At 71.1% G+C, this 12790-nt stretch carries 10 protein-coding genes and 3 pseudogenes; 5 read left to right on the top strand and 8 right to left on the bottom strand.

The genetic code is table 11. The features are described from left to right. Positions 1 to 260 precede the first annotated feature (260 nt). Positions 261 to 332: pseudogene (locus tag ACIBEC_RS44500) on the bottom strand (hypothetical protein); the annotation flags it as partial. 268 nt (positions 333 to 600) lie between these two features. Here ACIBEC_RS44500 and ACIBEC_RS44495 point away from each other — a divergent pair. Then, positions 601 to 1407, top strand: coding sequence for an SDR family oxidoreductase (locus ACIBEC_RS44495; protein ID WP_360508641.1), 807 nt, complete (start codon positions 601 to 603; stop codon positions 1405 to 1407). A 79-nt stretch (positions 1408 to 1486) separates the two neighbouring features. Here the strand turns inward: ACIBEC_RS44495 and ACIBEC_RS44490 are convergent. Both ACIBEC_RS44490 and ACIBEC_RS44485 read right to left on the bottom strand, forming a co-directional pair. Next, positions 1487 to 1738 (bottom strand): annotated as a pseudogene (locus tag ACIBEC_RS44490) (PAS sensor protein); the annotation flags it as partial. Between the two features lie 89 nt (positions 1739 to 1827). Next, on the bottom strand, positions 1828 to 3537 hold the full coding sequence (locus tag ACIBEC_RS44485; protein ID WP_360508644.1) for a putative Ig domain-containing protein: 1710 nt from the start codon (positions 3535 to 3537) through the stop codon (positions 1828 to 1830). 143 nt (positions 3538 to 3680) lie between these two features. On the opposite strand from ACIBEC_RS44485, the gene ACIBEC_RS44480 reads away from it, so the two are divergent. Further along, complete coding sequence (locus ACIBEC_RS44480; protein WP_360508647.1) at positions 3681 to 4652, top strand: aryl-sulfate sulfotransferase; 972 nt, start codon at positions 3681 to 3683, stop codon at positions 4650 to 4652. A gap of 204 nt (positions 4653 to 4856) precedes the next feature. Then, complete coding sequence (locus ACIBEC_RS44475) at positions 4857 to 5102, top strand: hypothetical protein (protein ID WP_360508650.1); 246 nt, start codon at positions 4857 to 4859, stop codon at positions 5100 to 5102. Positions 5103 to 5480: 378 nt separating this feature from the next. On the opposite strand, the gene ACIBEC_RS44470 is transcribed toward ACIBEC_RS44475, so the two are convergent. From ACIBEC_RS44470 to ACIBEC_RS44455, 4 genes are all read right to left on the bottom strand, one after another. Next, complete coding sequence (locus ACIBEC_RS44470; RefSeq protein ID WP_360508653.1) at positions 5481 to 6050, bottom strand: ricin-type beta-trefoil lectin domain protein; 570 nt, start codon at positions 6048 to 6050, stop codon at positions 5481 to 5483. Between the two features lie 535 nt (positions 6051 to 6585). Further along, positions 6586 to 7812, bottom strand: a complete 1227-nt coding sequence (locus ACIBEC_RS44465; protein WP_360508656.1) for an alpha/beta hydrolase — start codon at positions 7810 to 7812, stop codon at positions 6586 to 6588. Between the two features lie 312 nt (positions 7813 to 8124). Next, positions 8125 to 8940: a hypothetical protein gene (locus ACIBEC_RS44460; RefSeq protein ID WP_360508659.1), complete on the bottom strand. Its 816-nt coding sequence runs from the start codon at positions 8938 to 8940 to the stop codon at positions 8125 to 8127. A 443-nt stretch (positions 8941 to 9383) separates the two neighbouring features. After that, positions 9384 to 9776: a hypothetical protein gene (locus ACIBEC_RS44455; RefSeq protein WP_360508662.1), complete on the bottom strand. Its 393-nt coding sequence runs from the start codon at positions 9774 to 9776 to the stop codon at positions 9384 to 9386. Between the two features lie 448 nt (positions 9777 to 10224). On the opposite strand from ACIBEC_RS44455, the gene ACIBEC_RS44450 reads away from it, so the two are divergent. Next, complete coding sequence (locus tag ACIBEC_RS44450) at positions 10225 to 10989, top strand: GNAT family N-acetyltransferase (RefSeq protein WP_360508665.1); 765 nt, start codon at positions 10225 to 10227, stop codon at positions 10987 to 10989. Between the two features lie 47 nt (positions 10990 to 11036). Here ACIBEC_RS44450 and ACIBEC_RS44445 read toward each other — a convergent pair whose 3' ends face one another. Further along, the gene (locus tag ACIBEC_RS44445) at positions 11037 to 11483 is read right to left on the bottom strand and encodes a transposase (protein WP_396290606.1); all 447 of its coding nucleotides are present in this window, start codon (positions 11481 to 11483) and stop codon (positions 11037 to 11039) included. A 172-nt stretch (positions 11484 to 11655) separates the two neighbouring features. Here ACIBEC_RS44445 and ACIBEC_RS44440 point away from each other — a divergent pair. Beyond that, positions 11656 to 12694, top strand: a pseudogene (locus ACIBEC_RS44440) (IS110 family transposase); the annotation flags it as partial. Positions 12695 to 12790 lie beyond the last annotated feature (96 nt).

Genomic DNA, 12790 nt, shown 5'->3' with positions numbered 1-12790 from the left:
CGGAGGAGACCGCGAGCACGGCGAAGCGCTCGACACCGAGCTGATCCACCGTCCGGAGCGCGGCGTCGGTCAGGTCGTCCCAGCCCAGGCGGGGGCGGCCCGCCCCGGGGGACGTGCGAAGGGCAGGTCGGGGACGAGCAGGGGGCCGCGGGGGCAGAGGTGGCGTTCCAGGCGGGCCCAGGAGTGCCGGTCGCGCCGGACCCGTCCGGGCTGCCGGCTCGCAGCACCACCGCGCCCGCGCCGTCGGCGAAGACCACCCCGGTGCCGCGGTCGGCGGGATCGGTGACGGTCGAGAGCGTCTCCGCGGCGAACAGCAGGACGCGCTGCGCCACCCCGAGCGGATCCCCGCGTCGGCCGCGGCCAGTCCGTAGGCGAAGCCGGGTTCGCTTGGACCGGACAGGCGAATCAGCCCCTGGCTAGGGTGTGTTCCCGCTTCGAGGGCGCCGAACGGTCGGCCGACCGGCGGATGCTGGGAGCTTCCCCCTCGTTGGAAGGCCCCGTCATGGACGACCCACACCCCGTCATCCGGCGATGCCGGCGTTCCGGTGCCGTCGTCGCCGTCCTGGGGCGGCCCCGGCCGCGGAGCCTGGCGGGCACGCGGTGAGCGCGCCCCGCTTCGACCTGGGACTCACCGGGCAGAGCGTCGTGGTCACCGGCGCCGGCCGCGGCATCGGACTCGCCGTCACCGAAGGATTCCTCGCCGCCGGTGCCCGGGTGGTCGCCGGGAGCCGCGGACGCACCGACGCGCTGGACGAGCTGATCCGGCAGGGGGCCGAGCTCACCCTCGTGGAGGTCGACCTCGCCACGCCCGAGGGCCCCGCCGAACTGGTCGCCGCCGCGGTCGCCGCGCACGGGGGCCTCGACGTCCTGGTGAACAACGTCGGCGCGGTCCGGCCCCGACTCGACGGCTTCTCCGCCATCACCGACGCGGACTGGGACTGGACTCTCACCGTCAACCTCATGGCGGCGGTACGAGCCACCCGTGCCGCGCTGCCGCACCTGACCGCCACCGGCGACGGCAGGATCGTCACCGTCTCCTCCCTCAACGCGCGGCTGCCCGACCCGCTGGTCCTCGACTACGGCGCCGCGAAGGGCGCCCTCACCAACTTCTGCAAGGCGCTGTCCAAGCAGGTCGGGCCGCAGGGCGTCCGCGTCAACTGCGTGAGCCCCGGACCGGTCGAGACCGCGCTGTGGAAGGGCGCCGGAGGCATGGGCGCGACCGTCGGCCACCGCCTCGGCGTCGATCCGGACGAAGTCGCCAGGAACGCGGGGGCCCAGGCCGCGACGGGCCGCTTCACCAGGCCGACCGAAGTCGCCGACCTCGTGCTGTTCCTCGCCAGCCCCCTCTCCGGCAACGTCACCGGCGCGGACTTCGTCATCGACGGCGGCATGATCGACGGCCTCTGACCCGGTTACGGTGCCGCGCGGCAGAGGCGGCGTGCCAGGGGGCGGAGGACCGGCGGGCTCCACCCCTCCATGTGCCGGATCACCGGCCCGTGGCCCCGGCCGTCTGCGGCAGCGGCCGGACCCGGGCGACGAGCAGTGCGATGTCGTCGTTGCCGCCCCGCTGATGCAGGGCGCCGAGGAGTTCGCCCAGGAGATCGGTGAGGGCCGCCGGCCGCACGTCGATGTCGTGGTCCCGGGTCTCCACCAACCCGTCGGTGTGGAAGACGACTTCGTTCCCGGTCACGAGGTCGACCGGGGTGCCGTCGGAGGCGACGCCGCCGACGCCCGGCGGCGCGCCGGTCGGGCACGGACGCCGTCACGCGACCGGTCGCCGCCGGTTGCCTGCCCCGGGAGGGTAGGGCGACCGGCAGCGACGGTTGGTCAGGAGACGTTGAGGGCGACGTCGTCGAGGACGAACGAGGTCTGCTTGGTGGAGTCCTCGGCGCCGGTGAACTTGAGGGTGACGCTCTGACCGGCGTAGGCGGAGAGGTTGAAGGTGCGCTGCTGGTAGCCGGCGGCCGCGTTGACGTTGGAGTAGGTGGCCAGGGTGGTGCCGTTGGCGGTCACGGTCAGCTTGTCGTAGGCGGTGGTCGTCGAGGCCGCGCTGTCGATGTGCAGCCAGAAGCTGAAGGTGTAGTTGGTGCAGCCGGTCGGCAGGGTCACCGTCTGGGCGAGGGTGTCGGTGTTGGTGGTGCCGTAGCCGTCCAGCCAAGCGTCGTAGGTGCCGGAGTGCGCGGGCTCGCTGGAGCTGCTGTTGATGGTGGAGGAGCCGCCGCTGTTGGTCTCGGTCCAGGACGAGGTGGAGCCGGTCTCGAAGCCGCCGTTGGCGATCAGCTGGGCCGGAGTGCAGCCGCCGCCGGAGGAGCTGACCGTCCAGGTGAAGGTGGCGGAGGAGGACGGGCCGGTGGAGTCGGTGGCCTCGGCGGTGACCGAGTAGGTGCCGGTGGTGGTCGGGGTGCCGCTGATCAGGCCGGTGGAGGTGTCGAGGCTCAGGCCGGCGGGCAGGCCGGTGGCACTGTAGGAGAGGGTGCCGCCGGTGGTGTCGGTGGCGGAGAGCTGCAGGCTGGTGGCGGTGCCGACGGTGGCGGTGCGGGAGCCCGGGTTGGTCAGGGTGACGGTGCCGGTGGACGAGCCGCTGGTACCCGCGAGCCAGGCGGAGGCGTTGAGGGCGAGCGCGGCGTCGGTGCCGGCCGGGTCGTCCCAGCCGTTGAAGAGGGTGTTGCCGGGCTGGCCGGTGCCGTCGTCGATCGGCGAGCTGTCGCCCCAGACTGCGACCCGGCCGCTGCCGAAGGCCGAGGTGGCGAAGGACGCGCCGGTGTTGCCGCTGTACCCGGTGCGGTACACCAGGCCCTTGACCGCCGGGTTGTCGGCGGGCTTCAGGGTGAAGGTGGTGCCGTTGCGGATGATGGAGCCGGTGACCGTGCCGAAGGGGCCGTTGAGCACCGGGTCGGCGGAGTCGGTGATGGCGCGCGGGTTCTCGTTGGCGATGTTCAGCAGGTCGACGGAGAAGCCGAACGGGTCGGCGCTGTTGACGCTGTTGCTGGTCATCAGGTCGTTGATGATCGCCGGGGAGTCCCAGCCGTCGTTGTTGCGGTCGCTCTGGGTGTGATCCGAGATCAGGAACAGGCCGCCGCCGTTCTGCACGAACTTCATCACGGCGGTCTTCTCGGCGTCGCTGAGCCGGATGTTCGGCTCGGGCAGCACGAACTCGTCGAAGTTGGCCAGGTCGAGCGCGCCGCCGGTGCCGTACGTGATCGTCGACCCCGAGGGGAGGGTCTTGAGGCTGTACTGGCCGGTCTTCTGCAGGGCCACGCCCCAGGCGGATATGGCGCCGGTCCAGGACGTCTCGGTGGTGGGGTTGGCGTTCTCGGCGAGCGGGTCCGGCTGGCTGGTGGAGATGATCCAGTCGGCGTTGCCGGCCGTCTCCCCCTTGCTGTTGTCGAACAGGATCCGGTGGGGCGTGGCCGCCGCAGCGGGGGCCGTGGCCGCCGCAGCGGGGGCGGCCGGGCCTGCGAGCCCGGTCATGGTGGCCGCGAGGAGGGCCGAGGCCGCGAGGGCAACCCTGCTGCGCGTGTTACGTACGGCGATCATATGCCGTTCCTCCTAATGGAGTTGGGGGCGAACGGGCGGCGGTATCCGCGTGTAGACCCGAGTATCCGCGCGTAGATGAGACATCCGAAAGTCGACGGAAGTAACAAAGAGGTGTCCGGCACATGACGCCTTCCGGACGCCGCATGACGTCAGACGTGCGCCCCACCGGGCGCCCGCGGTTCACCGACCCCGAAGTACTGCTCCCGCTGACGCACCGACGGATCGACCTCGGCGGCCGACTCGTGTTTCTCCCGCGCAACCGGGCCGGGCACCCGGGCCCGGGTCACGACAACCCCAGGACGCTGATCGTCCAGGCCGCGAAGGAGCAACCAACTCGGCTCTGTTCCAAGCGTCCCCCACGCTGCCCCCCGGCGGTTGCCCCACTCGGCGTCGAACCGCTCGGCGCCGCCGACGCCGCCCGGATCCGCGGCGGCATCCCCGGCTCCGAGGCGCCCGGCGGCGTCATCCACGGCGACGTCGTGTACGAGCTGACCTGGGACGGCGACGTGGTCTGGCGCTGGGCCGCGATCGACCACCTCAACCCCGAACTGACCACGCTCAACCCGCACTTCGCGCGCGAGCACTGGCCGATGGCCAACACCGTCAACGAACTCCGGGACGGTGGGATCGTGGTGGGCTTCCGCAGCGCCTCCACCACGGTGGCGGTCGACCGTACGGACGGCTCGGTGCGCTGGCGGATCGGCCCGGACGTGCTCGCCCAGCAGCACTACCCGCACGAGCTCGCCGACGGGAACATCCTGGTCTTCGACAACGGCACCTACCGGGACACCACCTCGGTGCCGTACTCGCGCGTGGTCGAGATCGATCCGGCGGACGGCCGGACGGTCTGGACCTACGAGGACAACCCGCCGCAGAACTTCTACAGCCCCTACATGTCCAGCGCCCAGCGGCTGCCCAACGGCAACACCTTCATCGCCGAGGGCTCCTTCGGCCGGCTCTTCGAGGTCACCCCGGACGGCGACGTGGTGTGGGAGTTCGTCGTCCCCGAGTTCGGGGCCTTCGGCCGGGGCGTCGGCCTGGAGTCCTCCCGCGGCGCGCAGAACGCCGTCTTCCGGGCGTACCGCTACTCCGCCGAGCAGATCCCCTGGCTCTGATCCACCCCGGAACGCTCATCGCAGGGCTGCCGAGGTTATCCAGTGGTGTCGTGGTGAACGTCCCGGGCGGGCCTCAGTCCGGGCCGGTCCCGCTGACCGCGTCGGTGGCAGGCGGGAGTGCGACCTCGGTGACCTACAGCGTGGACGGCAACGTCATCGGCACGTCGACGGCCGCGATTCGCCTACTCCTGGGACACCACCCTCGTGCCGGGCGGCGACCACCCTGTCACCGCCGTCGCTTCCGACAGCGGCGGTTCGTCCGCGCCCTCGGCCGTGGTCAACCTCCCGGTGGACTCGCACATCGGGTCCGAGGCGGTCATGACCACCGGCAGCCGGCAGGACTTCTTCGGCCGCGGCTCGGACGGCCACCTCCACCACTGGTTCTGGAACCCCGCGCTCGGCGGTGGGAACTGGCAGACCCAGGACTGGGGCGGCGACCTGACGAGCTGAGAGCGAGGAGCCCGCGCCAGCTGACGCGCCCCGTTGCGAGTGGCCACCACCTGGTGGTACCCGCGGCGGGACGCTTCGGTTCCTGGTCCCTCCGGCTCGCCCTGACGTGCGGTGCCGATTCTGCTCGAGCCAACTCGCCCGCGTCGGGGGGCCCGGTCGATCCGCTCACTGCGGCCGGGCTGCTGACGCCGGCCGTCCACCGGCGCGACGTCGGCCGGCGTCTCCATGCAGGACGGGCAGCAGCTCGCGGTCGTTCCTGGGACGCGGGCCGGCGGCCTCGGCTTCCCTCGGCAGTCGGCCTGCGCGGGCGTCGCCGAAGGCCGGGGCGCCCTGCTGCGGGCGCCCCGGCCCCGCGGTCGCGACGCGCCCGTGCGTCGTTTAGATGTTGGGGAAGACCGGGCGGTCGCTGTCGGAGTGGTGCCAGTCGAATTCCTGGGTGATGCCCGCGCTCGCGTTGCGGCCCAGGGTCCACAGGCCGTAGGAGGAGCGCGGGCCGGGGCTGCCGACGTAGGTCAGGCAGGCGCCGCCGGCGTTGCACACGCTGCGGTCGGTGTTGAACGTCCAGCGCTGGTTCGCGTCATTCGCGTTGCAGCCCACCGCCTGGGCGCCCGGGCTGTCGGACGGGCCGTCCGGGAAGTGGCCCCACAGACACCGGCCGTCGTTGGTGCTGTGGATCAGGCCGTCCGGGGAGACGAACCAGAACTGGTTCCAGGAACCGTCGCACGGGCGCAGCAGGACCGGGCGGCCGTCGCCATTGATCTGCCGGTACTCGTCCATGCAGTAGTAGGTGCCGTTGGGGCCGCCGCTGGCCGGGCGGGCTAGCGCCACGAGGGTGCCGTAGGCGTAGGGCTGCGGGTTCATCGGGTCGGCCTGTGCGGTGGCCGGCAGGGCGAGGGCCCCGGCCAGGGCGAGCAGGGCGGTGGACAGGGCGGTGAGTGTTCGTCGCATCGGCGTGTTCCTTGACCTTCCGGTGGGTGATGGCCGCAGCGGGCACCCGGCCCGGCTGCGCGCCTCCCACAGTGGAGGACTTCTTCGCCGCAGGTCAGCACCGTTCGGGTCCGGACAATCAATCCCGGAGAACGCCGCCGCGGCAGGCACTCGGTGCGTCGGAGTACGGACAAACAATCTTGTGGCTCTGAGCAGGGAGAGGAACAGAAGTGGGCCGCGAACAACGTGCGTTGGACTTGTCCGCCGGGCCGGTGGCCGGGTTCGCCGCCCAGTTGGGCGAGTTACGACAGTCGGCCGGGCCCTCCACCTTCGCCACCATGAGCCGGCGGATTCATCGTTCTGTGGCGGTCTCGGAGGCGGCCGGCGGGGTGGAGCTGCCCACCTGGCCGGCGGTCGAGGCGTTCGTGCGGGCCTGTGGGCAGAGTGAGTCGGCCTTGTGGCGGGAGCGGCGGGAGCGGCCATCGCGGACCGAGTCGTAAGTGCCGCCGACCACAGCGGCGCAGCGTCTCCGGCACCCGCTTCAGTGCCGGTGCGGTCAGCGGCTGCCGTGCGCGACCTCGTCGAAGAGCCGGACAACCTGCGGGCCGGACTTCCTGAACGCCCCGAAGTGGTCCACCGCGCCCTGGTCGACCACCGGCACCTGAACCCCCTTGGCGGCGAACTCCCCGGCACACGAAAGGGAGTTGGCCATCGGCACGTCCGTGTCGCCGGATGCCGTGTACAGCCGGACCGGCACCCGGGGATGCCAGTCGCAGGTGCCGTCGGCGAGACGGATCGCGTCCAGCAGGCCGCCGTCCGGGTGGCCCAGCCGATCGTAGAACTCGGGGGTGACCAGCGACCGCACGTCGGGCGCGAGGGCGGAGACGATCTCCTCCTCCTGGTGCTCCCCGTCGAACAGCCCCTCCACGACCCCGGCGTAGGGCTGCTTGAACACCTCGGCCGGGTCCTTGTAGATCGGGTGCAGGCGGTTCTGCGCCGTGAGCCAGTACGACAGGTAGAAGACACCGCTGACCGGGTTGACGCTGCCGTCGAGCAGCCCGGGCATCTCGGCGTGCTCGACGTCGTACGGGCCCGACACCGGAGCCAGCGCCTTGAGGCGGAAGTTGTGGTCGGCGCCCCGGTCCAGTTCCTTCGCCAGCGCTGCGGCGACCTGGCCGCCCTGGGAGAAGCCGGTGGCGTACACGTCGCCGGTGAGCGGGCGGCCGAGGCCGCGCGCCGCTGTGCGGGCGGCCCGCAGCATGTCGAGGGAGGCGGACACCGCGGACTCGGTGTCCATGTACGGGTGGCGGCCCGGCCCTTCGCCGAGGCCCAGGTAGTCGGGGGCGGCCACGGCCCGTCCTGCGGAGGCCTGGAGGTACGGCGAGAGCCGGCCGAAGCCCTGTCCCGCCGAGGGCGCGTCGGCCCGGTTGACCATAGTGCCGTGGGTGTCCGACACCAGGTCCAGCCTGCCGTGCCGGCCGTCCTGCGGCAGCACCAGCAGCCCGGTCGCTGTGGTGGGCCCGCCCTGCGGGGTGATGGTCCGGTAGGTGATCCGGTAGCCCCGGACGCCGTACTTCACGCCTGCGGCGTCGACACCCATCCCGGCGAGGAACGCCGCCGTCTGAGCCGTGCCCAGGTCGGAGACCGGAACCACCGAGACGACCTCACCTCGGAATCCCCGGTTCGCGGGGGCCGGAGCGGCACCGGCCAGTGCGCCGACTGCCGCCGCTGCCAACAGAGTTGCCGTCACCGATCGAGCGGGTCCGTGCGTCTGCATCGTCATACCCACGAAGCTAGGCGTCCCGCGCCGCGCAGGACACCCGGCCCACCCCCGGCCGCGAGGGGTGGCTACCCCCACCCTCCGCGGGGGCCAGGTGCACATTCCTGCCCCACGATGTGGCGATGTGGGGAACCCGGGGCTTCCTCCACGGTCAGGTCCGGGCCAAGGAGCGGGGCCAACACCCGGGGAAGCCGCAACGGCTGAGCGGTACCGGTCGGGAGACGGACGCGCGGCGGCCCTGGGTCACGGCCCCGGGCCGCGCGTCCGGCTTCTGCGACCGCGTGCGCGGACCCTGTGCCCGGCGTCGCCCCGGCGCTACAGTTCCGACACCGCAGGGGGCTTGCGGACGGGCGCGGGTGGGAGGCGGCGGGGATGGGATCGGGGGTCCCGGCGAAGCTCGGCGGAGGGATCGGCGGGCGGACGGCCGCACTGATCGTCACCGGAGGACTGACGGCGGTCGGCGCCGGCGTCTGGTGAGCCGTCCACGGCCCCGCACTCCAAGTGGTGCAGCGCAGTGCGCAGGTCGTGGTGGCGGGCCGCGGCGAACAGGCCGCGGTGGCCGGCTGCGCCAAGCACGAGACCGCGCTCAGCGGCGGGTACGCCGTCGACGGCGACGGGTTCGCCACCACCAGCGTCGTGGCCGCGCCGGGCCCGCTCCCCACCGGTCAGGGCCGCGCGCTGGCCGCGGTTGAGGTCCCGGCGGATCGCCCGGTGCAGCGTCGCCAACGACGGCACCGCCACCGGAGAAGCTGCACCCTCGTCGTCCTGCTCGCCCACGTCGTCGGTGTCGTCGGCTTCGGCCATGGCTCGGGCCTCGGCAAGCAGTTCACGGTGCACCGCGGCCGCGTTCCCGCACCACAGAACCAGCCGGGCATGCAGCTGCGGGGTTACCGTGAAACGCTCCCGCTGCCGTACGCCGGTCCTTTCCTCGGCACGGGCCGCGGCCAGCCAGCGCCACACCGTACGCAGCGACACCCCCACCGCGTCCGCGACCAGCCGCACATGGCCGGACGCAAGCTCACCCCGCGCGTCCAGGACCAGCAGCCGCTCCACCGCCCGCTGCCGCGCCAGCGCCACCGGCACCACCGGCCCCGCGCCGGCTGGTCCGTCCTCCTCCGGCACGAGCACCACCCCCCACTCCCCGACGCCGTGAGAACCCATGCCCCTGCGCATGGGTGTCCTGGATTCAGGACGCCGGACTCTGCACCCCGGTGACAGCGCAATCGGCATTCCACTGACCCCAGGACGGGGCGTGCGGTAGAACCCACGGGCGGCGCGGCGCGGCGGGACAATGGCAGGCAGTACGTGCGGCTCAGCAGGAAGGAGCCGGACCAGACCGACCCAAGCGTTCTCCTCGAGCTCGGGACGGGCGGCACCGGACCCTGCAGCTGCAGCGGGCAAGGCAACGGTGGCCTGATCGGGCAGGTCGCCTCCCGGGAACTCGACACCCGGGTCGGCACGGTTGTTCACCGAGTCCATGAGCGCTGCTGGACCGTCCGTCGTCCGGATGCCGCAGTCCTCCCAGCGCGTGGATGGGTCCGCCAGGACGCGGCCGGCCGCTGTGACCATGTCGCCTACAAGGGCGTATAGGTCTGGTACTTGCCCTGCAAGGACGATACAGCTGCACTGGCCACGTCGGCTCGAGGACTGGCTGCGCAATCCCGGAGGAACTCTTGAACCCGGGGGCCCGGCCATCCCGCTGCGGCGGCCGCGGCCCAGAACCGATTGAATTCGTCGAAAGGGTCGCCTTCAACTTGCTGCCAGAAGCCTGGTGATGGTCCATGGCGCCACAGGGCGTAGCGCTGAGCGCGCAGTGCGGCTGCGATGGCGGGCGGAGCGTGGCCGTTACCTATTTCCAGAGAGAATCCGTAGCCCTCCGAGACAGTCGCGCCCGCGCGGTCGCCGTTCCACTGAAGGAGGTCGTTCGCTATCCGGATGGTCCCCTCCACTTCGATCTCGGTGAACACTCCCTGTGCTTGCAGTTCGCGGACGTCATTCGTGCACCGGATCACCTGAGGCCCAGGGGCTGGGATATCTGAGGAGGGTGACTGGTCGGACATAGGGGCTCCTTAGACGAGCGTGCACCTTCACCCTTCAGTCCGGGGAGAGGGGTGAACCGGCAAAGAATCTTGGTCGCAACCAAGTCGTTCCCACCGCACACCCCCGCCTTCAACACTAGTGAGCCGCTCCGTCTGTCACAGTCGTCGAAGGCGCTGGTAAGGGAGCGGAGGGACGGACACGCGGTCGCCGAAGTCTCGCCACAGTCGTCCACGATCTAGACCGTGTATCGAAAGTGATGGTCGCCAGCGCGACACTATCGGCGGACAACCAAAAAACGCATGCAACCTGCACCCAGTCGTGCTGGGATCAATCGCTATGAACGATCATCGTGATGAAGCCGATTTGACGGACAGGATGGAGCAGAACCTGGCGGAACATGCTTGTCATCTGCACCGGAACATGACCGGCGCGACCGTCAAAGAGGCTGGTGACCTCCTGATCGCGGACAGCGGCCTGGACGACGACACTTTCAACATCGTTGCCGCAGCCCGCTTCACCGCCGACGACGCTACGGCGCGTATCACCGAGACCGCTGGGACGCTGGCCCGCACCGGCCGTCGCTTCTCGTGGTGGGTGGGGCCCTCATCGACACCAGCGGACCTCACCACCCGCCTGACGTCGGCCGGTCTTTCGGCGTCCGAACATGAGACGGCGATGTGGGCCGAGTTGAACGACACCCTGCCCCCACCGGATGCCCCCGGACTAGACATCCAGCAGGCCACCACGCCTGAACAACTGGCGGACTACGCCATGGTTCTCGCCGCGAACTGGGACCCGCCCGCTGACACTGTCCGCCGCTTCTTCGCCCAGACTGCCCCGCAGGCACTGGCCGCGCAGTGCCCGGCCCGGTATCTGGTCGGCTACGTGGAGAACCGTCCGGTCTGCTCCGCCGAGGTGTTTCACCACGCAGGAGTCGCCGGCGTCTACAACATCTCCACCTTGGCCGCCCACCGCCGACGCGGCTACGGCGGTGCCATCACCCTCGCGGCACTCCACACGGCCCGCGACCGCGACCATCGCATCGCAGTCTTGCAGGCATCAGCAGACGGTGAGCCCGTCTACCGCCGTCTGGGGTTCCGCCCCTGTGGCCAGTTCACCGAACACGCCGTCAACCCCTGAGCCATCCAGACTCCACGTGCCCTGCGCCGACTTCCTGACAGTGCCAGTCACAACCGCTCGTTGATCGCCGCTACGAGGACAGTGGCCTCGTAGCGGACAGCGAGCTTGTCGTACCGCGAGGCGACAGCGCGATGTCTCTTGAGGCGATTGATGCCGCATTCGACCGCATGGCGCTCGCGGTAGTCGGCCCGGTCGAAGCGCGGCGGCCGACCGCCACGAGAGCCGAGCTTCCGGCGATTTCGCGCCTGATCGGCCTTGTCCGGGATGGTGCGGCGGATCCCGCGGCGGCGCAGGTAGGCACGGTTCTTCCGAGAGGCGTATGCCTGATAGGCGTCGAGAGCTGGGAGTTGGATCAGCTCTGGCAGGGGCCGAGCGAGACGTCTGGCTGTATGCCGCGCTTCGAGCGCTTCGACAAGAGCGACGCGTGCGCGGCCCCTGCCACTTGGGACTGAGCCGCCGTAGCGTGCCGTGGTTCGAGCCGTTCCCAGGGCCACCTCTTGATCCGCCGGAACCGCGGAGCTCTTCGCGAGAGCGAGGACCCTGAGAACAGCTGGGGCCACGGACGGCTGATGGGGTGGTGCGCCGGCGAGCGCTTCTATTAGGTCGCCGAGTGGTCCTGTCGCGGCTCGACCCCGACGGACAGCGAACTATGGAAAAGAGGCACGCATGCACGTGACCTGCGGAATCGACTGGGCCGAAGACCATCATGACGTGGCGGTAGTCGACTCCGACGCCCGTCTGCTCGGCAAGCTCAGGATCAGTGACGACGCGGCGGGCTTCCAGGACCTGCTGCGTCTGCTCGCCGAGCACGGCGACACTCCCGACGATCCGATCCCGATCGCGATCGAGACTTCCCGCGGGCTCCTGATGGCTTGCCTGCGGGCCTCCGGGGGCCGGGTCTTCGCGATCAATCCGATGGCCGTGGCCCGCTACCGTGACCGACACGCCGCCTCCCGCAAGAAGTCCGACCACCAGGACGCCGTCGTCCTGGCGAACATCCTGCGGACCGACGCAGAGCCCACCGCCCGTTGCCGGGCGACTCCGACCTGGTCAAGGCGATCGTTGTCCTCGCCAGAGCCCAGCAGGACGCGGTCTGGGAACGCACCCGGGCCCACAACCGCCTGCGCTCGCACCTGCGCGAGTACTACCCGGCGATCCTCGAAGCGTTCGCGGACAAGCGCGAGCGGCTGCTGGCACGTGAGGCCCGCGCGATCCTGGCGATCGCGCCCACGCAGGCCGAGGTCTCCAGGCTCACCCGCAGCAAGCTCAAGGCCGCTGTCATCCAGGCCGGCCGCCAGCGCCGGATCGAGGCCGAGACCGACCGCCTGCTGGAGGTGTTCCGCCGGACCTGGCTCCGCCAGCCGGCGCTGGTGGAGGCGGCGTTGGGACGCCAGACGCTCGCCCTGCTCGCCCAGCTCGAAGCGGCCTGCCAGGCCTGCGACGACCTGGCCAGCGCCACGGAGGAGCTCTTCCTGCAGCATCCCGACGCGGAGATCATCACGAGCTTCCCGGGTCTCGCCGTGCTCACCGGCGCCCGGATACTCACCGAGATCGGCGACGACCGAACCCGGTTCGACACCGCACGGGATCTGAAGGCTACGCCGGAAGCGCCCCGGTGACACGGGAGTCCGGCAAGAGCCGTCGCGTCAGCCACCGACGGATCAAGAACAATCGCATGGCCGCGACCGGCAGGCACTGGGCCTTTGGCCGGTCCCAGGAGACGATCAGCCCTCCGTCGCAGGGGGTGGCACGCACGCGGTAGCGGGAGCGGTGCGGGATGCCGGTGGCGCTCTCCTCGTAC

The organism is Kitasatospora sp. NPDC051164, assembly GCF_044455625.1.
Classification (GTDB): Bacteria; Actinomycetota; Actinomycetes; order Streptomycetales; family Streptomycetaceae; genus Kitasatospora.
The sequence above is the reverse complement of the archived record's forward strand: the minus strand, read 5'-3'. Positions and strand labels throughout refer to the sequence as shown.